General features: G+C 59.6%; 18 protein-coding genes. 11 read left to right on the top strand and 7 right to left on the bottom strand.

Features of this window, described 5'->3' with window-relative positions; all coding sequences use genetic code 11:
* The first annotated feature begins 6 nt into the window (after window positions 1-6).
* Entirely contained in the window at window positions 7-1,083 is a 1,077-nt protein-coding gene (locus tag HNQ65_RS12195; protein ID WP_184339801.1) for a zinc-binding metallopeptidase family protein, read from the top strand.
* Window positions 1,084-1,092: 9 nt separating this feature from the next.
* On the opposite strand, the gene HNQ65_RS12190 is transcribed toward HNQ65_RS12195, so the two are convergent.
* The 4 genes from HNQ65_RS12190 to ahcY form a co-directional block, all read right to left on the bottom strand.
* Window positions 1,093-3,783: a PAS domain S-box protein gene (locus HNQ65_RS12190; RefSeq protein ID WP_184339800.1), complete on the bottom strand. Its 2,691-nt coding sequence runs from the start codon at window positions 3,781-3,783 to the stop codon at window positions 1,093-1,095.
* A 1-nt stretch (window position 3,784) separates the two neighbouring features.
* On the bottom strand, window positions 3,785-4,237 hold the full coding sequence (locus HNQ65_RS12185) for a response regulator (protein ID WP_184339799.1): 453 nt from the start codon (window positions 4,235-4,237) through the stop codon (window positions 3,785-3,787).
* On the bottom strand, window positions 4,234-6,357 hold the full coding sequence (locus HNQ65_RS12180; protein WP_184339798.1) for a PAS domain-containing sensor histidine kinase: 2,124 nt from the start codon (window positions 6,355-6,357) through the stop codon (window positions 4,234-4,236). The genes HNQ65_RS12185 and HNQ65_RS12180 overlap by 4 nt, the downstream gene beginning before the upstream one ends.
* Window positions 6,358-6,741: 384 nt before the next feature.
* Entirely contained in the window at window positions 6,742-8,145 is a 1,404-nt protein-coding gene (gene ahcY, locus HNQ65_RS12175) for an adenosylhomocysteinase (RefSeq protein ID WP_184339797.1), read from the bottom strand.
* 131 nt (window positions 8,146-8,276) lie between these two features.
* Here ahcY and HNQ65_RS12170 point away from each other — a divergent pair, with 131 nt between their 5' ends.
* From HNQ65_RS12170 to HNQ65_RS12150, 5 genes are all read left to right on the top strand, one after another.
* Window positions 8,277-8,915 (top strand): 3-keto-disaccharide hydrolase, encoded by a 639-nt coding sequence (locus HNQ65_RS12170; protein ID WP_184339796.1) that lies wholly within the window; start codon window positions 8,277-8,279, stop codon window positions 8,913-8,915.
* Between the two features lie 65 nt (window positions 8,916-8,980).
* Window positions 8,981-10,387 carry a sulfatase gene (locus HNQ65_RS12165; RefSeq protein WP_184339795.1) on the top strand — a complete coding sequence of 469 codons (1,407 nt, stop codon included), beginning with the start codon at window positions 8,981-8,983 and terminating at the stop codon, window positions 10,385-10,387.
* A 454-nt stretch (window positions 10,388-10,841) separates the two neighbouring features.
* Complete coding sequence (locus HNQ65_RS12160) at window positions 10,842-11,600, top strand: hypothetical protein (RefSeq protein WP_221306145.1); 759 nt, start codon at window positions 10,842-10,844, stop codon at window positions 11,598-11,600.
* 161 nt (window positions 11,601-11,761) lie between these two features.
* Window positions 11,762-13,792 (top strand): hypothetical protein, encoded by a 2,031-nt coding sequence (locus HNQ65_RS12155; RefSeq protein WP_184339793.1) that lies wholly within the window; start codon window positions 11,762-11,764, stop codon window positions 13,790-13,792.
* Window positions 13,750-14,781 (top strand): hypothetical protein, encoded by a 1,032-nt coding sequence (locus HNQ65_RS12150; protein ID WP_184339792.1) that lies wholly within the window; start codon window positions 13,750-13,752, stop codon window positions 14,779-14,781. Before HNQ65_RS12155 ends, HNQ65_RS12150 begins: the two co-directional genes overlap by 43 nt.
* 64 nt (window positions 14,782-14,845) lie before the next feature.
* Here the strand turns inward: HNQ65_RS12150 and HNQ65_RS12145 are convergent, their stop codons facing one another.
* Complete coding sequence (locus tag HNQ65_RS12145; protein WP_221306144.1) at window positions 14,846-15,445, bottom strand: lysophospholipid acyltransferase family protein; 600 nt, start codon at window positions 15,443-15,445, stop codon at window positions 14,846-14,848.
* Between the two features lie 72 nt (window positions 15,446-15,517).
* Here HNQ65_RS12145 and HNQ65_RS12140 point away from each other — a divergent pair, with 72 nt between their 5' ends.
* The 4 genes from HNQ65_RS12140 (at window position 15,518) to HNQ65_RS12125 (ending at window position 20,425) form a co-directional block, all read left to right on the top strand.
* Window positions 15,518-17,767: a heavy metal translocating P-type ATPase gene (locus HNQ65_RS12140; protein ID WP_246438155.1), complete on the top strand. Its 2,250-nt coding sequence runs from the start codon at window positions 15,518-15,520 to the stop codon at window positions 17,765-17,767.
* Between the two features lie 78 nt (window positions 17,768-17,845).
* Window positions 17,846-18,007, top strand: a complete 162-nt coding sequence (locus tag HNQ65_RS12135; RefSeq protein ID WP_184339791.1) for a hypothetical protein — start codon at window positions 17,846-17,848, stop codon at window positions 18,005-18,007.
* A gap of 51 nt (window positions 18,008-18,058) precedes the next feature.
* A complete protein-coding gene (locus tag HNQ65_RS12130; RefSeq protein ID WP_184339790.1) occupies window positions 18,059-19,426 on the top strand; it encodes a tetratricopeptide repeat protein in 1,368 nt (455 codons plus the stop codon).
* A 126-nt stretch (window positions 19,427-19,552) separates the two neighbouring features.
* The gene (locus HNQ65_RS12125; protein ID WP_184339789.1) at window positions 19,553-20,425 is read left to right on the top strand and encodes a TerC family protein; all 873 of its coding nucleotides are present in this window, start codon (window positions 19,553-19,555) and stop codon (window positions 20,423-20,425) included.
* Between the two features lie 54 nt (window positions 20,426-20,479).
* On the opposite strand, the gene HNQ65_RS12120 is transcribed toward HNQ65_RS12125, so the two are convergent.
* Both HNQ65_RS12120 and HNQ65_RS12115 read right to left on the bottom strand, forming a co-directional pair.
* Complete coding sequence (locus tag HNQ65_RS12120; RefSeq protein ID WP_184339788.1) at window positions 20,480-22,075, bottom strand: sialate O-acetylesterase; 1,596 nt, start codon at window positions 22,073-22,075, stop codon at window positions 20,480-20,482.
* Between the two features lie 138 nt (window positions 22,076-22,213).
* Window positions 22,214-23,371 (bottom strand): pyridoxal phosphate-dependent aminotransferase, encoded by a 1,158-nt coding sequence (locus tag HNQ65_RS12115; RefSeq protein ID WP_184339787.1) that lies wholly within the window; start codon window positions 23,369-23,371, stop codon window positions 22,214-22,216.
* 53 nt (window positions 23,372-23,424) lie between these two features.
* Here HNQ65_RS12115 and HNQ65_RS12110 point away from each other — a divergent pair, with 53 nt between their 5' ends.
* Window positions 23,425-24,078, top strand: coding sequence for a 3-keto-disaccharide hydrolase (locus HNQ65_RS12110; RefSeq protein WP_184339786.1), 654 nt, complete (start codon window positions 23,425-23,427; stop codon window positions 24,076-24,078).
* Window positions 24,079-24,080 lie beyond the last annotated feature (2 nt).

Genomic DNA, 24,080 nt, shown 5'->3' with positions numbered 1-24,080 from the left:
TGCTTCATGCAACGTTTCACCTGTGACTGCGGCAATGTGCTTTTCTTCGGCAGTTCACGCTGCCTGAAGTGCAACGGCGATGTCGGATATGATCCGCAATCCGGCAAGATGATGCGCACCAAGCAGGGCGGCCCCATGAAACGCTGCGACAACGGCGTGAGGCACAACGTCTGCAACTGGCTGCTGCCTGCCAGTTCCACGGCCGTGCTCTGCGTGGCCTGCAGCATGAACCGTACCATTCCCAACCTGGGCTCGGAGCGCAACCGCATGCTCTGGGCACGCATGGAGACGGCCAAGCGAAGACTGCTCTACACGCTGCTGGGCCAGGGGCTGAATCTGCCGACCAAGAAGAGCGATGCGCAAAACGGGCTGGTGTTTGACATCGTCAGCACGCAGTCGAGCATACCAGTGACCATGGGGCATCTGAATGGGGTGATCACACTGAACCTCGAGGAGGCGGACGACACCTACCGACAGATCAACCGCCAGCAGCTCGGTGAAAACAGCCGCACCCTGCTGGGGCATTTCCGACATGAAAGCGCCCACTACCTCTGGCAGCGGTATTTGTCCGGGCTGGAATGGGGGGATCTCATGCGCCTCGCTTTCCGAGATCGTTTTGGCAACGAATGGAATGATTACGCTTCGGCGCTCAGCAGCTATTACGCGAACGGTGCGCCCGCCGACTGGGAGCAGAACTACATCACCGCTTATGCGGCCTCCCATCCCTGGGAGGACTGGGCGGAGACATGGTCGCACTATCTGCAAATCATTGATGGACTGGAGACCTGTGAATGCCTCGGCATTCAGGTACAGTTCATCGCCCTGCCACTTGTCATGCTCCCGGCTGAGTCTGGAAGGCTCCCAGCCATGCTGGCTTCGAATCCCGCAGCCGATGGGGAGTTTCTAGCCTGGCTGCAGCGCTGGATGTGCCTCTCCACCGTGCTGAATGAGATCTCGCTCAGCCTGGGAGAGCAGGCTCTCTATCCCTTTGTCATCTCAGTGCCTGTCGCGCAAAAACTGCGCCTCGCGCATTTTTATGCGCAGGCATGGGCTGTAAACGGCCGAAAGCCCGGCACGGCCTGACAGAGCCTTTCATGACTGCCCCCGGAGCACCTCCTTGAGCGCGGCGAGGATGGTTTGCGCGGTGAAGGGCTTTGGCAGGAAGAGATCCACCCCGAGGGATTCGGCCCGCGTAGAACTGCTCTCGCTGGAGAGCCCGCTGGCCGCGATGATTTTGACGTCTGGGTCCAGCCGCTTCAGCACCTGGATCGTCACCTGGCCACCCATGACCGGCATCATCATGTCCGTCACCACCGCAGCCACATCGCCGCGGTGCATGGAGTAAAGAGCCACCGCCTCCGTGCCATCAGACGCCGTGAGGACACGGTAGCCAAAACTCTCCAGCGTCTGCTGCGTGATGGTGCGCACGGCGGCTTCATCATCCACGATGAGGACCAGCTCTCCGTTGCCGCGCGGGTGCTTTTCATCGGGAGTCTCGGCCAGACCTTCGTTAAGACCCTCCGCAGCTGGAAAGCACGCGGTGAAGGTGGTGCCGTTGCCGGGTTCGCTGTAGACATTTAAAAAACCGCCATGGCTTTTGACGATGGCCAGCACCGTGGAGAGTCCGAGACCGGTGCCTTTGCCCAGATCCTTGGTGGTGAAAAAGGGGTCAAAAATCCGCTCCAGCAAGTTCTGAGGAATGCCGACGCCGGTGTCCGTCACCTTGATCATGACATAGCGGCCGGGCTTGGAGTCCTGGGTCATGCTGGCGTAGTTGGAGTCCACTTCCAGGCTGGCGGCAGACACGCGGAGCGTGCCGCCCTTGGGCATGGCGTCGCGGGCGTTCACACAGAGGTTCAGCAGCACCTGGTGCACCTGGGTGTGGTCCCCTGAGAAGAGCGGCAGATCCGCGTCAAATTCGGCCTGGAAGCGGATGTCCTTGGGGAAGGTGTCCTGCACCAGATGCTGCACGTCCTCGATGATGGTGCGGATGTTGATGAGCATGCGCCTGCCCTCCACGCCGCGCGCAAAGGACAGAATCTGCTGCACCATGTCGGCTCCGCGCCGGGCGCTGGTCTCGATGGTGGAAAGCACCTCCTTTGCACGCTCGTCACGGCTGGTCAGACGCAGCAGATCGATCGACATCAGGATGGGAGCGAGGACGTTATTGAGATCATGGGCGATGCCTCCGGCCAGGGTGCCGATGCTCTCCATGCGCTGGGCACGCAGAAACTGCTGCTCCATTTTCTTCTTTTCGGTGACGTCGCTGTTGATGGCCAGCACCGCCTGCGGCCGGCCGGCCTCATCCCGCACCAGGGTCCAGCGTCCTTCAACCAGAATGGCGTCTCCGGACTTGGTGATCTGCTGAATCTCCCCGCTCCATTCCCCTTGGGCAAGAACAGCGCCCACCGCCTGCTGATAGGCTGCCTGATCGCGGTAAAGAAAGTCAGCCGCCTGCCTGCCCCGAACCTCCTCCATGGTCCAGCCGTAGAGCATCTCGGCGCTTTTGTTCCAGTAGGTGATGCCATGCTCCAGATGGCGCACGAGGATGGCGTCCCGCGCCTTGTCCAAAAGAGAAGCCTGCTCGTGCAGCCGGTCACGTGCGTTTTTATGCTCGGTGATGTCCTGCGCCACACCCACGATGCGGTACACCTTTCCGGCGGCATTGCACACGGGAAAGGCGCGGTCCCGCACCCAGCGCAATGTCCCGTCAGGCCGGAGGATGCGGTACTCTTCGTCATAAGCACCGATCCTCTGACGCGTGCTCGCCGCATGCTGCACACGATCCCGGTCATCGGGATGAATGGCCTCCAGCCAGTTTCGGGGCGCTTTGAGCAGGCTATCGCAGGAGCGGCCCCAGATATGCTCGTAGGCAGGGCTGATGTAGAGCACTTTTTCCTTTTCGATATCACTGATCCAGAACACCTCCTGGATGTTTTCAGCGATCTGGCGAAAGCGCTCCTCGCTCTCCCGCAGCGCCTCTTCAGCCAGCTTGCGTTCGGTGATGTTTTCATGCGCCACCACCACCCGGACAGGGCCCACGCCGCTGAACTGGGTCACGCGCACCACAAACCAGCGCTTTTCGAGCGGGCTGTGGCAGGGGTACTCCAACTGAAACTCCCGCCTTTCACCGGACATTACAGCGCGGATACCTGCCGCCACCGAGGCAGCCTCATCTGAATACTTGCCAACCGATGAATCACACAATGCCAGATAATTGTCCCCCACGCCACGGCTCGGCCCTCTGAAATCATTCTCGCGGGCGAACCGGCTCCACGCGGCATTGACCTCGATGATGGTTCCCTGCTCATCAAGGATCGCGATATGCGAGGTCAGTGCATTGAGCGTGGACTGCAAGAACCTCTTCGACTCCATGAGGACCTCGGCAGCTTTGTTGCGCTCCTTGCGCCACCTCCCCTGCTCCAGCGCCTGCCTGACGGAGATGCCCAGGCGGCCCAGGCGGTCCTTGAGAAGATAATCCGTGGCCCCTTTCCGCATCATTTCCACCGCCACATCCTCTCCGATGGTGCCGGAGATGATGATGAAGGGGATGTCCATCCCGCTTCGCTTGAGAATCTCGAGCGCCTGAGGCGCGCTGAACGACGGCATGTCGAAGTCGGAGAGAATCACATCCAGCTCAGACTTCAGCCGTTGTTCAAATTCATGCGCGGTATCCACCCTCTGAAAGGCAGCTTCAAAGCCCGCCTGCCTCAGCGCGCGCAGCACCAGCTCGGCGTCATTCGGTTCGTCCTCCAGAAGCAGGACGTTCAGCGGCTCGCTCATGCTACTTGTCCAGTTTGGGTGGTTGATTGATCAGCAGCCAGTACATGCCCAGCTCCTGCACGGCGCTGGTAAAGCCCTCGAAGTTGACCGGTTTGACGATGTAGCTGTTGACCCCGAGCTGGTAGCTCTTGATCACATCCGCCTGCTCCTTGGATGAGGTCAGCACGACAATAGGTATGAGCCTGGTGCGCTCGTCTCCCTTGATGCGTTCGAGCACCTCAAGACCGTCCACTTTCGGCAGCTTCAGGTCCAGCAGGATGAGCTTGGGGGTGTCCTCGATTCTTCTGCTGGCATATTCGCCCTCACAAAAGATGAAATCCAGCGCCTCAGCGCCGTCGCGTGCCACATGAATATGGTTGCCCAGGTTGGCATTGCGCAGGGCGCGCTGTGTCAGCTCCAGGTCCTCCGGGCTGTCTTCGACCAGCAGAATTTCGACGATTTGGTTGGGGTTCATGTTTGGTTGTTTTCTCCGAGTGTGAAATAAAAGGCTGCTCCCTGGTCCGGCACCGCCTCGGCCCAGACCCTGCCGCTGTGCCGATGAACGACACGCTGCACGATCGCGAGTCCCACCCCCGTGCCGTCATAGTCCTCCGCACGATGCAGCCGCTGAAACACACCGAACAGCTTGTGCGCATAGCGCATGTCAAAGCCGGTGCCGTTGTCGCGCACATGATACACGGGCCGGCCTTCCTCGATAGTGCTGCCGATCTCGATCACGGTGTGCTCACGCTTCTGGGTGTATTTGAAGGCGTTGGAAAGCAAGTTTACCCAGACCTGTTTGAGAAGCGCTGGATCTCCCTCGCAGGGCAGCAGGTCTTTGAGCTGCAGCTCGATCTGCCTGCCCTCACGTGCGGCGCTTATTTCATCCAGCACCGCCTGAACCAGTGCACGCGTGTCGATCGTGCGCCAGCTCATGGCCGCACGGCTCAGGCGCGAGAAACTCAGCAGGTCATCGATCAAGCAGCCCATGCGCTGCGCGCTGGTGCGGATGACCTGGAGGTAACGCTGCCCGTCCGGCGGAAGCTGCGCGCCAAAGTCCTCCTGCATCGCACGGGAAAACCCGTCCATGGCCCGCAGTGGCGCACGCAGATCGTGCGAGACGGAATAGGAAAACGACTCCAGCTCCTTGTTTGCAGCCTGCAACTGCAGGTTCACCGCCTGCACCCGCTGCGAGCTCTGGAAAATCTCCGCCTCCATCTGCTGCAGCCGGGCGCTGAGGTTTGCATCTTTGTCTGCCGCCGCAGCTCTGCTGCGCACAAACTCCGTCACATCCTCCACCCGGTGGATGATGTAACGAATTGCGCGCCCTTTCCCCACCAGGGGCGAGTTGATCGGACTCCAGTAGCGCTCCTCAAAGACCCCGTCCGGACGCCGCACGTCGTACTTCTGGATCGCCATCGTGTCGGGTTCGCATCTTTGCAGCACCCGCTCCAGTGAGGCCCGCAGGTTTGCCACACCTGTGGCATCAGGCTCATCCGGATTATCAGGAAAGGCTTCAAAAATGCCGAGTCCGATGATGTTCTCGCGTGTTGTCAGCGTGGCTTTCAGATACGCATCGCTGGCGGCCACGATCTTGAATTCGGGCGTCAGTACGAGATAGAGCCCCGGAAGAGATTCGAATAGGCTCTTCAGCTCAGCCCGGCTGCTGCTCAGCTCGGCATTGGCCGCCTCCAGCTGCGCCGTGCGCTCGGCCACACGAAGCTCCAGCTCCGCATTCAGGCGGCGGACCTCTGCTTCCGCCCTCTTCCGCTCCGTGATGTCCGCGAACATCGTGATCACCACCCGCTCGTCTTCCCCTGGAAAATCCACCATCTCCATGGAGATCAGCGCATCCAAAAGACTGCGGCTGCGATTACGGAAAGCCCCCTCATAGTCACGCACAATCCCCTGGCTGAGCAGTCTCATCATCACCTGCGTCCGCTCTTCCGGGGAATCCCAAAGCTTCAGCTCCACCGCACTCTGCCCAATCAAATCATCCCGTCTGAAACCAAACATCTGGCAGTAGCGCTCATTGACCTCAATGAAGCGCCCCTCACGAATCGTCGTGATGCAAATGGCCGCTGGATTGGTGTGGAAGACCTTGGCAAAGCGGGCCTCGCTCTGCTTCAGAGCCGCCTCCGCCTCACGATTGCGGCTGATATCCCGCGCCACCTTGGATGCGCCGATGATCCGCCCCTCCCGGTTGCGTATGGGTGACACTGAAACCGACACATCCACGGCCTTTCCGCTCTTGGCCACGCGCACCGTAGCAAAAGGCTCTATCCGTTCGCCTTTTCTAATCTGTGTCAGGATCTCCTGCTCCTCATTCATCAGCCCCTCCGGAATGATCTGTGTGATGGAGCGCCCAATCATCTCACGTGCCGTGTAGCCAAACAATCTCTCCGCGCCCGCGTTCCAGCTTGTCACGATTCCTTCCAGGTTTTTGCTCACGATGGCGTCGTCAGACCAGTCCACGATCGCCGCGAGCATCGCCGTAGCCTCTTCATCACGGTCAGTTTTGGCAAAACCCTCTCCATGGCTGTCCACCAAGGGCGGCTGGACATCTGCAGCGGTCTTGCACACCACGGTAGTCATGCCTTCTTCTCTACACCTCCATAAATGACAGTCTTCCACCGCGCCTGCGAGGTTTCGCAGAAGCTGTCAGAGGTTGAATAGATTGATCGACATTGCACCCACATGACCACGCATGATAAACGATTAAATCATGGGAGATATATCTAATCCTATCTCGCTAATCAAACATGAAATACCGAAGGTAAAATACTTTGGACTTAGGTTAATTTTAAATCCAATTTCCCAGCTAAATCATTATTTATAAGAGATTAGACGTTCGTAACGCCTTCCATGACTGTTTCCTAGGCCTTTAACCCAGATGACAGACAAACAGTGGACACAAAAAAGGGCGGCCATCGCTGGCCGCCCTCGTAGGTTTTGGGGGTTGAAAAAAGGACGCTAGGTTTAGTAGCGGTAGTGGTCGGTCTTGTAAGGGCCTTCGACAGGAACGCCAATGTAGTCGGCCTGCTCCTGGGTCAGCTTGGTCAGCTTGACGCCGATCTTCGCCAGGTGGAGGCGGGCCACTTCTTCGTCCAGCTTCTTGGGCAGCACGGTGACGCCGACAGGACGGGAGTCCTTGGTTTCCCAAAGCTCGATCTGGGCGAGGCACTGGTTGGTGAAGCTGTTGCTCATCACGAAGCTCGGGTGGCCTGTGGCGCAGCCGAGGTTCACGAGGCGGCCTTCAGCCAGCATGAAGATGCTGTTGCCAGCCGGGAAGGTGTACTTGTCCACCTGGGGCTTGATGTTGAGGCGCTTGACGTCCGTGCGGGCGTTGAGCTTGTCCACCTGGATCTCGTTGTCGAAGTGGCCGATGTTGCAGACGATGGCCTGGTCCTTCATCTTCTCCATGTGCTCAAGGCGGATGATGTCCTTGTTGCCGGTGGTGGTGACGTAGATGTCTCCGGTGCCGAGGGTGTCCTCGATCGGCATGACGCGGTAGCCTTCCATGGCGGCCTGCAGGGCGCAGACGGGGTCGATTTCGGTGACGATGACCTGGGCGCCCATGCCGCGAAGAGCGGCGGCGCAGCCTTTGCCCACGTCGCCGTAACCGCAGACGACGCCGACCTTGCCGGCGATCATGACGTCGGTGGCGCGCTTGATGCCATCCAGCAGGGACTCACGGCAGCCGTAGAGGTTGTCGAACTTGGACTTGGTGACGCTGTCGTTCACGTTGATGGCGGGGAAGAGCAGCTTGCCAGCCTTGGCCATTTCATAGAGGCGGTGCACGCCGGTGGTGGTCTCTTCGGAGACGCCCTTGAGGTCCTTGACGATCTTGTGGAAGATGCCGGGCTGGTTCTTGGCGATGTCCTTGAGGAGGTCCTTGATGACCTTCACTTCGTGATTGTCGGAGGGGGTGTCGACCCACTTGTCGCCGTTTTCCATCTCATAACCCTTGTGAATGAGGAGGGTGACGTCGCCACCGTCGTCCACGATAAGCTGGGGGCCGTTGTCGCCGGGGAAGATGATGGCCTTCCAGGTGCACCACCAGTACTCTTCGAGGGTCTCGCCCTTCCAGGCAAAGACAGGGGTGCCGGAGGCGGCGATGGCGGAAGCAGCGTGGTCCTGAGTGGAGAAGATGTTGCAAGAAGCCCAGCGAACGTCAGCGCCCAGTTCCTTCAGGGTCTCGATAAGCACGCCAGTCTGGATGGTCATGTGCAGGGAGCCGGTGATGCGGACGCCAGCGAGGGGCTTCTTGGGGCCGTACTTCTCGCGAGTGGCCATGAGGCCGGGCATTTCGCTCTCGGCGATGTCGAGTTCTTTGCGGCCGAAGTCAGCGAGGGCGATGTCTTTTACTTTGTAGTCGGACATGAGGTGGGTGGGGCGTGGGTTCAGGTTTGGGTAAAAAGGAACAAATCAACGTATCAGGATACGATGATATGTTCCAAATGGATGCCCGGATGTCAAACGGGGATTTGTCGGCCCGTTTGAAGCTCACCACCATGAAACTTGCCTCCCTTCTCCTGATCCTCGGCCTAGCCATCTCCGCCTTTGCCGAGGATCTCCACCCCGCCGCGGATGCTCCTGGGTTTGTCCCTCTCTTCAATGGCAAGGACCTCACCGGCTGGAAAACCACCGGCAACTGGCTGGTGGAGCCGGATGGCAGCCTCTCCCTGCACCCGCGTGAGGGGGAGAAGGGCTGGCAGCGCTATGACGCCTACATCGCCACGGAGAAGCAATACGGCGACTTTGTGCTGGATCTGGAATTCAAGATCAATGCCAAGGGCAACAGCGGCGTCTTCATGCGCGTGGGAGACATGAAGGAGCCGGTGAAGACTGGATTCGAGGTGCAGATCCTCGATACCTATGGGCTGGAAAAGCCGGGACATCATGACTGCGGTGGGATCGTGCACGGCATTGGCCCCTCCAAAAACATGGTGAAGCCTGCCGGAGAGTGGAACCGCTACACCATCACGGTCAAAGGCCGCAGCGTGAAGGTGGTGTTTAATGGCGAGCAGGTGATCGACACCAGCCTCGACGACATCAAAATGGCAGACCGTCCGAATGTGGGGCAGATCGCTTTTCAGGATGAGGCGCTGCGGGTGTGGTATCGCAATGTGCGGATCAAGGAGCTGAAGTAGCCACCCGCGTTCCCCCATTGCAACTGACGGATAGATGCGACTGCATGCCGCTGTTTCAGCAGGCCATGAACCAACTCCGTGTCATTCTCCTGCTGCTGGGCTGCACTTTGATTTCCGCCCGGGCTGCTGATACGCGCCCCAATGTCGTCCTGCTCATGGCGGATGATCTGGCGGCGACCCTGAGCTGCTACGGCCACCCTCAGGCCAAGACGCCGAACCTCGATGCGCTGGCGAAGCGGAGCGTAGTGTTTCACCGCGCCTACTGCCAGTTTCCGCACTGCAATCCCTCGCGCTCCTCGATGATGAGCGGGCTGCGGCCGAACACGACGCGGGTGACGAACAACGAAGACAATCTGTACACGAACCTTCCGGAGGTGCTGACGCTGCCGCATCATTTCCGCAACAACGGCTACGCCACGGCGCGATGCGGGAAGATTTTCCATCTAGGCGTGCCCAGCGGACTGGAAAGCATGGACGACCCCCAAGCCTGGGACTTTGGAACACCTTTCAAAAGTGAACTCCCCTACCCGCCCAAACGCGAGAGCCTTGTTAAGGTGAAGGCCGGCAAAAAGCAGGGCCTGGGCTGGCAGGAAATACCGGGAGATGATGACCAACTGGTGGATGGCAACTTTGCCAAAACGGCCATCGAATGGCTGGAGCGCCGCGACAAAACGAAGCCCTTCTTTCTCGCGGTCGGCTTTCACCGCCCGCATCTGCCACTGGTGGCGCCGGCGAAGTATTTCGATCTGTATCCTCTCGAAAGCATCTCGCTACCCGAGGCCCCAGCCGATGACGAGGCGGACATCCCAGCCCCTGCGCGCAATGGGGCGGTGCCAGGCTATGCACTGAGCTGCACGCCGGAGCAGCGCCGCGCCGCCATCCGGGCCTACCTAGCGTGCGTGAGCTATGTGGACGCGCAGGCAGGGCGGGTGCTGGAGGCGATCAAACAAATGGGGCTGGATGACAACACGATCATCCTCTTCACCAGCGACCACGGCTGGCATCTCGGCGAGCACGGCCTGTGGCACAAACGCAGCCTGTTTGAGGAATGTGCGCGCGTGCCCTTCATCCTGCACACACCCGGCATGAAAGCCGCCGGGCAGCAGAGCCAGGGCCTCATCGAACTGCTGGATGTGTATCCCACGCTTTGCGATCTCTGCGGCGTGCCCGCGCCCAAGCATCTGCAGGGATTGTCCCTGAACCCACTGCTGCGCGATCCGACAGCGGCGATTCATGAGGAGGCATTCACGCAAGCACGTCGCGGCAAGGATGCTGAATTCTGGGGCCGCAGCATCCGCACCGCGCGCTGGCGCTGCACGGAATGGGACGAAGGGAAAAACGGTATCGAGCTCTACGATCACGAGAGTGATCCGCAGGAGTACACGAATCTGGCGAATGAGCCGCAGCATGCCGCCGTGCTGAAAGAACTGCGCGCGCGCCTGGCGGAAAAGCTGCGACCTGTCACGAAGTGATACGCCTTGGAAGAGCTTGTAGCGACAACCAGCCTACCAGGAGCGCGTGAAAGCGCCCTTCCTTTGATTCGAGGCCTCCAACCGCCAAGCGATTCATCCAGCAGTTTGGACTGACAATTAGATCATTTTTCCATCTTTTTTGGTTGCCTCAATGCCTATAAGCCGCATACTTAAACATAATTTATTTTTTCTTAAACATCAATCATTGTTTAATAACATTATGTAGTTTGATTGCTACATATATTGGCAATGTGGCTCCGCGCAAAAGCGCTAATCTTCACCCTCCCAACGCTAGAACAATCCTTCGGAAGATACAACCAACTGGAGGAGCGTCCCGCTCCGAGTCTTTTCAATTTAGTTCTTAGCAGTGCCTCAGAAATGGGCATGACTTCTTTTTTAAAATCCGAAGCATTATTAATGCAAAACACTCATGAAACGTGCCCTAGCCCTATTCATGCCCCTGCTCGCGTCAGGAAGCATTACCGCACAAGATGCAGTATCTGCCGCGCCAGTCTATCAAGTGCTCTCCGAATCCACCGTGCAGCAGAAGGACGGTAGCTCCGTCACCTTCCTTCAGGTGCTGCCTCCGGTGGTCTCTCCTCAGGCGAAGCCACCAGCAGCAGCTTTTGCTGTGCCACTGACGGCGGCTCAGGAGGCGGTCCTGAGCCAGGTGCCGGTGCAGGAAACCCAGATGCTGAGCATCTCCGCCTCCGTGCATGCCGATGGCTTCACCGTGCTGCACTGGACCTGCGGCACCTCCCAGCGCCTGCATGCCGTGACCAATGTCGATTTCCGCGCCCTCGCAGGCCTGGGCCAGGTGAAAACAGAACAAACCGATTACGTCCTCATTCTGAGCGCTGGACCCGATGAGCAAAATCTGACGCCAGCCGAAGCGCAAGCGGCGCAACTGCTGCCAGCAGATGGCGGCACCGCCTTTGCCCTGGTGGCCGACACTACCGCCATAGGCCCGGCAGATCAATCCGCGCTGGATGTCATGGAACTGCTGCTGGCCTACTACGACGCCCACAAGGCGGAGCTAATGCAGCAGCAGGCGCAGCGTGCGACAGATCAGGCTGCACGGGAGCTGGCAGCGCGCAATGCCCCGCCACCTCCGCCTCGGCACAGCATCATCCACTTCTGGCCGCTGCAGCCCGCGCAGCGTGCCGCCATCCAGGAAAACGCTCAGCGGCAGAAAGGAGCCAGCCAGCCATGAGGCCTGCTCTTTTTGCTGCGGCCCTCCTGCTGCCGCTCGGCACCATGCCATGCAGTGCGCAAATCGCCACCGATCCATACGAAGGCGTGCGCGTTACGGCAGATGCCACCACCGGCGCGCAGGTGCTCAGCTGGTGGGGCCGTGCGGGCCGCACCTACTTCGTGCAGCAGTCATACGATCTAGTCCATTGGAGCTACGTGCCCGTGGTGCACAGCGGCAGCAATGCCGTGGACGGGCTGAACTTCGCCTGCACCGACTCCCGCCAGTTCTGGCGGCTGCGCTACACAGACACCAGCACGGGCGGACTTTCTGCCGGGAATGCAGACTTTGACGGAGACGGATCTTCGAATGATGAAGAGCTGGCGCTGGGGCTGAACCCTTTTGCAGCCGATTCAGACGGAGATGGCATCGGCGATGGTGAGGAACTCGCACATGACTCCGACCCCTTGGACGCCGCTTCCAATGATCTGACCGGAGTCGCGGAAAAAGGAGGGGTCGAACTGCCCATGACGCTGCACGCCTACTTTAAATCCATTACCAATCAGTGGTATCAGCCTCCCAGCCAGTCCTATGTCAGCTGGCTGGATTCAGTTCCAAACTCCGGCCGTGATGACTATTCAGGGTTTTCATCCAAAATTTCACAAAAGCTCGGCAAGCTTTATTTCCCTGAGGGTGATCTCAGTTCTCTGGTCAACAAGGGCTGGGCTTATGCCTTTGCATACACTTTCCAAACAGAGAGCGCTCAGGTCGGCTACGGCAGCCTCTATCACCTCGATGTCACTCTGGGGACCGCCATACGTGGCCAGGAGCAGCCATGGTGCGTGTCAAAAAACTATCTGAAATTCGATGCTACGATCAAGAACGACCCTCACTCTTGCAGCTATGGCAATGTGATTCTTCATCAGTTTAACACCAAGGCACACCGAGAAGTCTCAGATTTTTTATCACTAACACCTAGCATGGCAGATGAAGCCACCGTGCACGAAGCATTCGTATATCCTGCTGTGACCGGCGATGTCGTCATGGATCTCCAAAGCAGCATCCTTGGCACCTCCGAGGTGCCGGGACCAAATCCAGGGGATCCGCCAAAGGTGGAAGCGTTGCCTGGTGTGACAGACCACTGGCTGATGCTGCCCGTAGGCCAGCCTCGAAGCCTAAACTTTAATGGGTCAACCAGTAGTCCGCACCGTATCGTTTACAGTGTCAGCGGAAATAACATCTCGGTGGACGGGCTGGGTGTTTCCACCTCCTCCGGACTTGTATATACCTCAGACAACCCTTTCAACGCTGTCTCCATCATTGCCTTCAACGCTGGAAGCGATCTGGAGGACGAGGATGGCGTGATCACCGCCGGTATCGCCTACGGCGACACCGGAGATGCCAACATGGCCACCAATAAACCCCTGATGAAGATTGTGGTGTATGACACGGTGGAACTCAAAGTCACGGTGCATCCGATCAGACTGCTGTCTGCCACAGGATCAGTGCTGGCAGAGCCGGTGGACACCCCGGACGCAGAAGATCTACAAGATTACCTCGACTCCATTTTTGCCCAAGCCAATGTGGTCACCAATGTCACCGTCCTGCCCACTGTGGGAGTGGACTGGGACACGGGCTTGGGGCTAGGGAGTGATGTGATGGCCGGAAACGGGCGGCTGGAGCTGCTGTTTGGCCTGGACGGTAATTTGAATCCAGTAGGATCTACCGAGGAGGCAGCCATGCAGCTTGCCTCGCCACCTGATGAAGCTGCTGATGTGAATGTTTATTTCTTTGCCGCTCCCGGAACCGACATGGGTAACGAGAAAAATGGCATGGTTAGCCTTAGTTATTACCCACCACAAGACCCGAAACAACGTGGCTTTAGCTACTTGCAAAATTGGCGGCCGGTGCTTGGTCATGCCGGCAAGGCCAAACCGGTCAACAACGGTGTGCTCTTTGTGTGGGATTACCCCAGACCAGCTGGCTCTGAACAGCCGCCACATATGTGGGCGATTGCCCATGAAATCATGCATTATGTCGCCAAAGTTGGGCATTCGACCGTGCCATCAGACAACAACCATATGCCCAATAGCGATAATGAAAGCCGCCTCATGACCAGCCTCGAAGGCCCCAAACGTGAACAGGGCCCCAAAACCCTCATCAAATTCGAATGGAGCAGATTCAACAAGAAATTAGGCCCCAACAATCGATGAAACTGATGAAAACATCCACTCTTTCCACCATCGCCATCTGCGGGTTTCTGACTTTGTCATTGATCCACGCCAGAGCCATACCGGATCCTTCCAATGCCGAGAAAATCGAACGCATTTTCCAACGCGAACGTGAGATCGACGCAGTCAGTGACCAGAGGCAAGCCAAATTGGACAGACGAGTGAGGCCCATCATCAGTGCACTGATTCGTGGGGATTATGCAGGTGTGGACACCGCCGCCACCCAAAAAGATGCGGAAGCTCTGTGGTATATTTTCACCGAAGCAGCCGCACGAAGCATTGGTTATGGCGACATGAGTCGGCTGTATCCGAACCGAAAAGAGGCTTCCGCCAAGTGTGACGAACTGAACAAAAGAATCGCCGAGTACGTGCGTCCCAAGCTCGCTGCAATCCCCGGACATGCCAAGGCGATTGGAGACCGCCTGGAGATGATGTCCCAAGAAGTGGGGTACTGGAACTATCGAGAGGGAGCATTACGCAAACTGGGTCTGCTCGGCAGCATGGAGGCCATCCAGCAGATCGGGCGGTTCCTGGACGACAGACGCAATCCTGACGAGGCAATCAGTTTGCACATGATCGAGAGCAGCCGAGCCCCCCCTAGCAGCAATTTGAATGGGGCCGCGTATGCGATGGTCAAGGCACTGGGAGATGCCTCGCCGGTGCAACTCCCCAGAAGCCTGACTCTTACCAGCTCTGCCATCGATACCCTGCAGTCATGGTGGAAGTCAGATGCCTCCAAGCCCTATCGTGAATGGACCTATGAGACCGGCCATCCCATGCCGCCGCCGCGCCCCTGGCCTGTCGCTGGTGTACTGCCGCCGAAAGCCCCTGAGGCGGTGGTGGCTGTACAAAAAACGCCAACGGTCATTCCGAGCCAGCACACGGCGCTGAAACCTTGGGTGCTGTGGACTCTGGCAGCAGCGGGTATCAGCCTGGCGGTACTGATGGCCATGCGCAGCAGAAGGCATTGAGGCGCATCCGGTTCTCATTTATGCGCAATCCAATTGTCATCTTCTCAATCTGCTGGCTTCTAAATCATTGCCGGAGCTTCAGCACGGCCTCACGGGAGCGGACGAGAAAGTCGGTTTTGGGTTCGTCATCCTGCAAGCGGATCGGCTCGCCAAAGGTCACGCTGCCAAGCACGGGCACGGGCAGGATTTCTCCCTTGGGCAGGATGCGGTTGAGGTTCTCCATCCACACGGGAACGAGCTGCACATCCGGACGCTTTTTGGCCAGATGATAGAGGCCGGGCTTGAAGGGCTGCGGCTCATCGCCGGAGTGGCGGCCGCCTTCGGGAAAGAGAATCAGCGAGTGGCGATCTCCGAGAGCGTTGACCATTTCGACGAGAGGATTGGCATCGGGCGTGGGCTTCTTGCGCTCAATGAGCACCGCATTGAAAACATGGCAGGCCAGGAAGGGACGCATGCGGCCCACGGACCAGTAGTCCCGAGCACCGATCAGGCGTGTCACCGCCCGGACCGGTGGCGGCAGCGAGGCCCAGAGGACGGGGCCGTCGAGATTGCTGGTGTGATTGGCAAAATACACGCGCTGCGCCAGCTCAGGTGCGCAGCCCTGCCAGCGGGCCACGGAACCTGAAAACACGCGCAAGGACCCAGCGATGAGACTGCGAATCATGAGCATCAAGATGTGTGAAGAAGATCAAGTTGTCACGCGCCTTGCTTGTTCGTAATGCTCATGCCAACGCGCATGCCAAACTCCAACGCAGCCCCTCCTGATGCATCCTCCTGGATGTCCGCGCTGGCGGATTTCCTGCTGGAAGAACCCGCCGTCGAATCCATCCGGCTGAATCCTGATGCCAAGCGTGTGGAGATGGCGACCCTCGGTCGGGTGGATGGCGAGCTGCTTCAGGCAAAGCTTTCTGAGATCCTGCGCGCGGTGGATGCCCGATGGCTCAAGCAAAACGGCCACGTGACACCCAACCACGGCATGCTGGATGTGGAGGAAAAAGACGGCGCTTTTGTGCTGGCCAAGCCCTCATGCCCCACCGCACCCAAGCTCTGGCACTGGCGTGACTTTGCGTGGCCGGAGCCGGACGAGATGGAACAGGAAAGCGAAGACGAGTGGCGCACGCTGGCCATGCAGGCGGGTCTTTGCGCCGTGACTCTGGCGGCGGGCTACATCACTGAGCGCTTCTTTTCCACCTCGCACTGGCTGCCGAAGGGCCTCTTCGCCATCTCTCTGATTTCCGGCGGATGGGATGCGGCCAAGGACACCTGGGAAAACCTGCGTGAGCGACGCCTGGACGTGCATTTCCTCATGCTGGCCGTGGCCCTGGGGGCGGTGGCCATCGGCGCCTGGGAGGAGGGAGCGCTGCTGCTCTTCCTTTTCTCCACCTCCGGCGCGCTGGAGCATTTTGTGATGTTCCGCACACATCGGGAGATCAATGCACTGACCAAGGCGGCACCCAAGTTTGCGCATGTGCTGCAGCCGGACGGCTCGACCGCTGACCGCGATGTGCACGGGCTGCAGATCGGCGAGGTGATCGTGGTGAAGCCGGATGAACTCTTTGCCGTGGACGGCACGGTGATCTCGGGCTCGACGGCGGCGGATGAGTCCACCCTGACCGGTGAGGCGGTGCCCATTCCCAAGGAGGCAGGGGCCACGATCTATGGCGGCACCTTGAACCAATGGGGACTGGTGCATGTGCGGGTGGACCGTCCGGCCACGCAGAGCGCGCTGGCCAAGATCATCAACCTCATCCAGACCGCGCAGCATCTGCGTGCGCCGAGCCAGCGCTTCACGGATCGCTTTGGCACCAGCTATACCATCCTCACTCTGGGCGTGGTGGCAGCCATGTTCTTCGTCTGGTGGCTGGCCCTGGGCATCCCGCCTTTTGAAAACACGGCGGCGTCCAAGTCCTCCTTCTATCGTGCCATGACACTGCTGGTGGTCATGAGCCCCTGTGCCCTGGTGCTCTCCATCCCCTCCGCCATCCTGGCGGCCATCGCCTGGGGCGCACGGCGCGGTGTGCTCTTCCGCGGCGGTGCCGCCATCGAAAAGCTCGCGGAGGTGGACGTCATCGCCATGGACAAGACCGGTACCTTGACCGAGGGCGAGTTGAAGGTGAGTCGGATCGAGAGCTTCCCTGCCGGACGCGAGCAGGAGGTGCTGCGCATCGCCGCGAGCCTGGAGGCCAATTCCAACCACCCTATCGCCCGCGCCATCACCCAATATGCCAAGGCCCAGGGCATCGAGATGGAAAAACTGGCCGAGTTTCAATCCATCACCGGCCAGGGACTGCGGGGGCGCACCGAGCACGGCCTCAGCTACGTGGGGCGGCGGGAGCTCGTCAAAGACAGTCCGCTGGGCGAAGTGCTGGCGGCGGTGCCAGACGCACCCCTGGGTTTCAGTGAGGTCTGGGTGCTGCACGAGCAGATCGTGGGGCGGGTACTGCTCAAGGATGAGATCCGGGCCGGCAGCCGCGGCGTGCTGGAGCGGCTGGCCGCTGACGGCGTGCGCACCATCATGCTGACCGGCGACCGCCGCGCCGCCGCCGCCGAAGTGGGGGAAAAGCTGGGCATCTCCGAAGTGCGGGCCGGCCTGCACCCGGAGGACAAGGTGGCCGCCATCCGCGAGCTGACCCAGGCCGGGCACAAGGTGGCCATGGTGGGAGATGGTGTGAACGACGCCCCCAGCCTGGCCGCCGCCCACGTCTCCGTGGCCATGGGCGCCCGAGGCAGCGACGCCGCGCTGGAGCAGAGCGACGTGGTGCTGATGAAGGACAAGATTGAAAAGCTGCTCGCCGCCCGCCGGATCAGCCACCGGGCGCGGCAGATCATCCAGCAGAATTTGTTCATCTCGCTCGGCAGCGTCATCGTGATGGCGGTGGCTTCCCTTTTTGGGATCGTGCCGCTGACCCTGGGGGTGCTGACGCACGAGGGCAGCACGGTGGTGGTGTGCCTGAACAGCCTGCGACTGCTCTTCGAAAAGGAGTAAATCCGCGCCCATTTTTCTTCTGCGCAACTCCGTGCTGGACGATTCCCCCCTTTTCTTCATACAGTAGAGAAAATCGGCATGCGCATTCTCTCCAAAGTCCTCTGGACCCTCGCTTTCCTGGTGGCCACCTTCGTCTGGATGGTGCTCTTTGAGCACGGATTCAGCATGAAGGGCCTGACCGAAGGAACGGGAGCCGAGCTGCGTGGCATCGCCGCATGGTTTGGTGGCGGGAAAAAATAACCCGCTCCGCTTTCTCCAACCGACCAGATCCTTTCCCCCACCTCAAAGATTATGACCGTTACCGAAGCCGAACTCGACCCCAAGTACCAAACCCTTTGGAAAAAAGCCCTCATCTCCGCCGAGCGGAAAAACTGGGAGTACGTGGTGGACCAAGTGCTGCCCATCGTGACCGCCAATGTCGGATTCCTTGACGGCCGCAAGCTGCTGCGCACCGCCGAAGGCGAAAGCGTGGGCAATGGCAAGAAATTCAGCTTCGGCCTCGGTGGTCTCAAGCCGAGCTCCAAGAAAGAGCCGGTCGAAGCGATCGCCGACCTGGAGGAAAACACCTTCCGCAAGGATCCCTTCAGCCTCACCGCCAATGAGCAGCTGTTTGATCTCGCGATGAAGATCCAATACCCGGATCTGGCCTCCTTTGCTCTGGAGACCATCCGCATGGGTCATCCCGAGAACACCAAGAACATGCACAAGCTGGCGAAGCACTACCTGGCCATCAATCAGCCAGAGAAAGCCGCCGACACCTACAATGCCATCCTCAAGGTCAACCCGCGTGACATCGAGGCCAAGCAGGGTGAAAAAGACGCCGCCGCCATGAGCTCCATGAACCGCGGTGGCTGGAACAGCGGCAATTTCAATGACGCCAAGAAAGATGCCACGGAAGCGGCTGAACTGGAAATGCTCAGCCGCCAAGGCATGACGCAGGATCAGATGGAGCAGTTCCTGGCGAAAACCATCGAGCAGTACAATGCCGACCAGACGAACATCCTGATCGTCAAGCGCATGTCGGACCTCTATGAGCGTCTGGGCCATCTGGAGACGGCACTCACCTTCTACGACTACGCACTATCCCTTAATCCCGGTGACGTGGCGCTGCAGCGCAAGGTGGAAGACCTGCGCAACAAGGTGCAGGACCTGCAGATCGCAGAATTTGAGCGCGAGATTGAAGCCAATCCTGATGCACCGGACATTGACGACAAGCGCGCCCAGGTGGCTGAGATCCGCCGCCAGCGCGGCATGGCTGTGATCAACGAAGCCAAGGCCCGTGTGGACCGCAACCCGACGGACAAGAACCTGCGCTACGAGCTGGGGCAGGCCTACTTTGAAGCAGGCATGTACACCGAGGCACTGCCCGAGCTGCAGCAGGCCAAGTCCAACCCGAAGATGCGCATCAAGGCCATCCTGCTGCTGGGCCGCTGCTTCGAGCGCAAGAACATGAACGACCTGGCCCGGACCTCCTTCATGGAGGCCTCCAAGGAGCTGCTCGTCATGGACGCCACGAAGAAGGAAGTGCTCTACGAACTGGCCAACGTCTCAGAGAAAATGGGCGACCGTGCCGGCAGCCTGGAAGCTCTCAAGGAAATCTACAACGCCGACTACGGCTACAGAGACGTGGCCAAGCGCGTGGAATCCTCCTACTCGTAAGAGCAGCCCTCTGGGACAGTCCCGCTCCTCACAGCACCCCGTTTCGCCTTTACGAAACGGGGTGTTTTTTCTTCATCGCCAATTGGTACTTGGAAAGACTGCCTATGTCCTCCATTTTGCGGGCTGATGATATTCGAATTTCTCGCCGCCGCAGACCTCTGGACCACCGTTAAAGATGGCATCCCCGTGGTGCTGGCCCTCGTCGTGATCGAGGGGCTTCTCTCCGTGGACAACGCGCTGGCCATCGCCGCCATGGCCTCCCACCTCGACGAGGAGCAGCGCAAGAAGGCCATGAACATCGGCTACATCGGCGCGTACGGCTTCCGCATCGTGGCCCTGCTCACCGCCAGCATGATCATGGGCAACCACTGGCTCATGCTGCTGGGCTCCCTCTACCTCGTGTGGCTCATGTGCTCCCATTTCGCCGAGCAGAGCGGCGAGAGTGAAGGAGAGGAAGGCGAGTCCAAAGGAGCCTCTCACAGCTTTGCCAAGACGATCGCCATGATCGCCTTTCTCGACCTGAGCCTGAGCTTTGACAACGTCGTCGCCGCCGTGGCCTTTGCCCGAGACAGCAAGATGCTGGTCTATATCGGTGTGACGCTCGGCATCATCACGCTGCGTCTGGTAGCGGGCTACTGCATCAAGCTGCTGGAGCGCCAGCCCTGGCTGGAGCACACCGCCTTCCTGCTCGTCGGCTTCGTGGGTCTCCTGCTCGGCCTGGAGCTCTTCTGGGACCAGAGCATCAAGCAGGTGTATGATCTCGGCGGCCTGAAGCTGATCAGCGAAGCTGACGGCCATTATCACATCGCCAAGGCGGTGAAGTTTGCCGGGATCATCGGCATCATCCTGATGCATCTGGCATATGAGAAGAACGCGGGGGTCAAAGCCGTGCTGCGCCCGGTGGCGCGTCTCCTGCTCATTCCGGCCCGGATCGTGTCCGGTCTCGTCAGCGCCATCTTCTGGCCCATTTCAGCCCTCATTGGTGCCGTACGGAAATAAAAAATCCCCCGGCGGTGATGCCGGGGGATTCAGAGAACGGAACTGGCAGGACTGCTATTTGGCAGCTGGCTTGGTGGCGGCCGGTTTGGCGATCACTGGCTTGGTGAGCATCTCAAAGTCGTCGCTGCGGAAAGGTGTCACCGGCAGGCCGTCGATGCTGTAGAGGTTGCAAACTGGATTGTCGGCCCAGGCGTAGCGCACAGCCACGGGCTTGGCCACTTCCTTGGCGCTGACTTCCAGCGTGTCCTTGCCGGTGATCTTGGCCTCGGCCCAGGCCCACTTCTTGTCTTCGCCACAAACGACAAAGCCCTTCACTTCGTTGATGTCCACGGTGCGCAGGCTGCTGCCAAAGGTGTCGAGCGTGACGATGGCCTTGCCATCCTTGAACTCGGCGGACTTAAGCTCGGGGCTGCGATAGGGGAGCTTGAGACCGTAGTCCTTCACCAGCGCCCAGCGGGCGAGGCGCTCGGCCACGTCGCGCTTGTTCTTGGGATGGATGTCGTTGGCATCGCCAAGATCAATGATGACAGCCTGACCGCCGTTTTTGATGGCGTTCTGGGTCTTGGTCTGGCTCTCGCGGAGTTCAGCCCATGAGCTTCCGGTGGCCTGGTTGGCGTCGGTTTTTTCGGCCATGAAATCGGCGAGCTGGACCCAGTAGAAGGGGAAATCTCCCTGCTTCCATTCCGTGCGCCAGTTCTGGATCATGAAGGGGAAGAGGCTGGCGTATTCATAGGCACGGCCTGCATTGCTCTCTCCCTGGTACCAGATGGCACCTTTGATGCCGTAGCCGATGGTGGGCAGCAAAGCACCGTTGTAGATATTGCCGGGACGGGCATTGCCACGCAGCCAAGCCTCGGGAGCTGCGGGTGCGCGAACGGTAAATGGCTTGCCCGCCTTTTTGGCTTCTTCCGCCTGCTTTTTCCACTCAGCCATGGCGGCGTCATGCTTGGTTTTGGCCTCAGGGGCGCTGAGGGTGGCCTCGTTCTTCCTGGTGTTTTCCATCAGCAGTTTGAAGCGGGCATCTTTCTCGAGCTCGGCGCGGTTCACCCAGGCCTCGCAGGCGCTGCCACCCCAGGCGTTGTTAATCAGGCCCACGGGCACATCCAGCATCTTGTGAAGCACACGGCCATAGAAAAAGCCCACGGCGCTGAAGCCGCCCACTGTGGCGGGGGAGCACTCCTTCCACTCGCCTTTGAAATCCTGCTGCGGCTCCTGGGTGCCGACATTCGGCACCGTGATCAGGCGGATGTTGGGATACTTGGCGGTGGCGATCTCAAGATCAGCGTCCCAGCTGGAACTGACAGACCACTGCATGTTGGACTGCCCGGAGCAGATCCACACCTCACCGACGAGCACATTTTTGAGCTCCTTGCTGCTGCTGCCTTTGATGGAGATCGTAGCGGGCTTGGCGTTGGCCGGCACAGGGTCGAGCTTGACTGTCCATTTACCGTCGGCTCCGGCCTTGGCGGTCTTGGTCTGGTCGCCGAATTTCACTGTTACTTCGGTGCCAGGGGCGTCCCAACCCCAGAGCGGGTTGGTCTGCTTTTGCTGCAGCACCATGTTGTCGCCGATGATGGCGGGGAGTTTGAGTTCAGCCCGGGCAGTGAAAGCCAGCGTGGCCAGGAGGGTGGTGAGTGAGAGGAGTCTCATGGAGTAGATTGGAGAGGTTAAGAAACGGTGGGAGCGGCGCAGTTTTCAAAGTGTTTTAACCGCAAATAGAAAGGATCCGGCCAGCAAGCAGCCGCGACCCACATCCTGGCTCTGTGCCACACCAAAAGCGTGCTCCAATTACCGTCCCTGCTTCACACGCAGCAGTTTTTCCCCGGCTGCATTGAGCGTCTCCACCTGTTTCGCGTAATGGAAGCGGATGAAGCGGTGCTCGGGCTCGCGGAAGAAGCTGGAGCCGGGGACGCCGGCGACGCCGACTTCTTTGACGAACCATTCGGCAGCTTCGGTGTCGGTGGGGAAGCCGAGGGATGAGATGTCCATCAGCACGTAATAAGCACCGTGGGGCTCGGTGAAGGGAAGGCCGGTGGCGCGGAGGTGGTTGAGGAAGACATCGCGCTTGGCGGTGTAGAGATCACGCAGGCCGTGGTAGTAGCTGTCGGGGAGTTCGAGCCCGGCGACGGCGGCCTCTTGGAGCGGTGCGGCGGCACCGACGGTGAGAAAGTCGTGCACCTTGCGCGCCTGGGCGATGATGTGCGGCGCGGCCTGCACGTAACCGAGACGCCAGCCGGTGATGGAGTAGGTTTTGGAGAGTGAATTGCACACGATCACGCGGTCGGCTGCGCCGGGCAGGGTGTGCATGTAAACATGCTCGTGCGGTGCATAGACGATGTGCTCATAGGGCTCATCGGTGATGACGAAGGCGTCGTGCTTTTCAGCAAGGTCGAGGATGGTCTGCAGCTCGGCGCGGGTGAAGACTTTGCCGGTGGGGTTGGAGGGATTGCAAACGATGATGGCCTTGGCCCCCTGGGCAAAGGCGCGGGCGAGTTCGTCGGGATCAAAGCCAAAGTGCGGCGGGCGAAGGGGCACGTAGATAGGCTCGGCACCAGAGAGGATGGCGTCTGCGGCGTAGTTTTCGTAGAAGGGGGAGAAGACAATGACTTTGTCTCCCGGCTCGCAGCAGGTCATCATGGCGCACATCATGGCCTCGGTACTGCCGCAGGTGACGACGAGGTTCTGATCCGGGTCCACGGGCGTGCCGGAAAAATGGGTGATTTTTTTGGCGAGGGCCTGGCGGAAACGCGGTGCGCCCCAGGTGACGGCGTACTGATGGAAGGGGCCGCGGGTGGCACGCTCCAGTGCGGCGAGGATTTCCTCCGGCGGATTGAAGTCGGGAAAGCCCTGGGAAAGATTGATGGCGCCATGCTGATTGGAGAGGCGCGTCATGGCACGGATGACGGACTCGGTGAAGGCCTGGAGGCGGCGGGAAGTTGCGGGCATCCTTGCGATTTGGACGAGACGCAGCCAACGTGCAACCAACCAATCTGACCCATATGCCCCGCTGGAATCTCCTGCCCGTCCTGCTGCTGCTCGCAGCTCCATGCACGTGCCGCTCTGAAGAATGGATGACGCTTTTCAACGGCCGCGATCTGACCGGCTGGCGGGCGAATGTGATGCCGGAGTCCTTCACTGTAGTGGATGGAGCGATCCGCGCCCAGGCCACCAAGCCGAGCGCTCATCTCTTTTATGCGGGCGACCTCAAAACCGGCTTCATGAGCTTCAAGAACTTCGTGCTCGAAGCCACCTGCCGGAGCGAGCCGAACTCCAACTCAGGCATCTTCATCCACACAGACCTGAGCACGCGGGATAAAGCCCTGCATCTGGCGAAAGGCTACGAGATCCAGCTCAACAGCACCGTGAAGGAGAAGCGCAAGACGGGGAGCCTGTACGCAGTGGTGGATCTGGCGCAGTCTCCCGTGGATGAGAGCCAGTGGTTCAAGGTGCGTGTGACGGTGGATGGAAAGCACATCACCATTCATCTCAATGACAAGCAGGTGGTGGACTACACCGAGCCGGAGAATGTGACGCGCCCGCCTGAGCGTGCCGGACGTGTGATCAATCCGCAGGGCGGCGGGATAGCGCTGCAGGCGCATGACCCGGGAAGCGTCTTTTATTTCAAGGAAATCCGCATCAAGCCCCTGCCTTAACC

The sequence above is a fragment of the Prosthecobacter vanneervenii genome (assembly GCF_014203095.1).
GTDB classification, from domain to species: Bacteria; Verrucomicrobiota; Verrucomicrobiia; order Verrucomicrobiales; family Verrucomicrobiaceae; genus Prosthecobacter; species Prosthecobacter vanneervenii.
Note: the sequence above shows the minus strand (reverse complement) of the source record. Positions and strands in the feature narration are given on the sequence as shown.

What these genes read in the sequence shown, in the direction of transcription:
- HNQ65_RS12195 (WP_184339801.1), top strand. Translation starts at nt 7, where the DNA reads ATGCAACGTTTCACCTGTGACTGCGGCAATGTGCTTTTCTTCGGCAGT.
- HNQ65_RS12190 (WP_184339800.1), bottom strand. Translation starts at nt 3,783, where the DNA reads ATGAGCGAGCCGCTGAACGTCCTGCTTCTGGAGGACGAACCGAATGAC.
- HNQ65_RS12185 (WP_184339799.1), bottom strand. Translation starts at nt 4,237, where the DNA reads ATGAACCCCAACCAAATCGTCGAAATTCTGCTGGTCGAAGACAGCCCG.
- HNQ65_RS12180 (WP_184339798.1), bottom strand. Translation starts at nt 6,357, where the DNA reads ATGACTACCGTGGTGTGCAAGACCGCTGCAGATGTCCAGCCGCCCTTG.
- ahcY (WP_184339797.1), bottom strand. Translation starts at nt 8,145, where the DNA reads ATGTCCGACTACAAAGTAAAAGACATCGCCCTCGCTGACTTCGGCCGC.
- HNQ65_RS12170 (WP_184339796.1), top strand. Translation starts at nt 8,277, where the DNA reads ATGAAACTTGCCTCCCTTCTCCTGATCCTCGGCCTAGCCATCTCCGCC.
- HNQ65_RS12165 (WP_184339795.1), top strand. Translation starts at nt 8,981, where the DNA reads ATGAACCAACTCCGTGTCATTCTCCTGCTGCTGGGCTGCACTTTGATT.
- HNQ65_RS12160 (WP_221306145.1), top strand. Translation starts at nt 10,842, where the DNA reads ATGCCCCTGCTCGCGTCAGGAAGCATTACCGCACAAGATGCAGTATCT.
- HNQ65_RS12150 (WP_184339792.1), top strand. Translation starts at nt 13,750, where the DNA reads ATGGAGCAGATTCAACAAGAAATTAGGCCCCAACAATCGATGAAACTG.
- HNQ65_RS12145 (WP_221306144.1), bottom strand. Translation starts at nt 15,445, where the DNA reads ATGATTCGCAGTCTCATCGCTGGGTCCTTGCGCGTGTTTTCAGGTTCC.
- HNQ65_RS12140 (WP_246438155.1), top strand. Translation starts at nt 15,518, where the DNA reads ATGCCAAACTCCAACGCAGCCCCTCCTGATGCATCCTCCTGGATGTCC.
- HNQ65_RS12135 (WP_184339791.1), top strand. Translation starts at nt 17,846, where the DNA reads ATGCGCATTCTCTCCAAAGTCCTCTGGACCCTCGCTTTCCTGGTGGCC.
- HNQ65_RS12130 (WP_184339790.1), top strand. Translation starts at nt 18,059, where the DNA reads ATGACCGTTACCGAAGCCGAACTCGACCCCAAGTACCAAACCCTTTGG.
- HNQ65_RS12125 (WP_184339789.1), top strand. Translation starts at nt 19,553, where the DNA reads ATGATATTCGAATTTCTCGCCGCCGCAGACCTCTGGACCACCGTTAAA.
- HNQ65_RS12120 (WP_184339788.1), bottom strand. Translation starts at nt 22,075, where the DNA reads ATGAGACTCCTCTCACTCACCACCCTCCTGGCCACGCTGGCTTTCACT.
- HNQ65_RS12115 (WP_184339787.1), bottom strand. Translation starts at nt 23,371, where the DNA reads ATGCCCGCAACTTCCCGCCGCCTCCAGGCCTTCACCGAGTCCGTCATC.
- HNQ65_RS12110 (WP_184339786.1), top strand. Translation starts at nt 23,425, where the DNA reads ATGCCCCGCTGGAATCTCCTGCCCGTCCTGCTGCTGCTCGCAGCTCCA.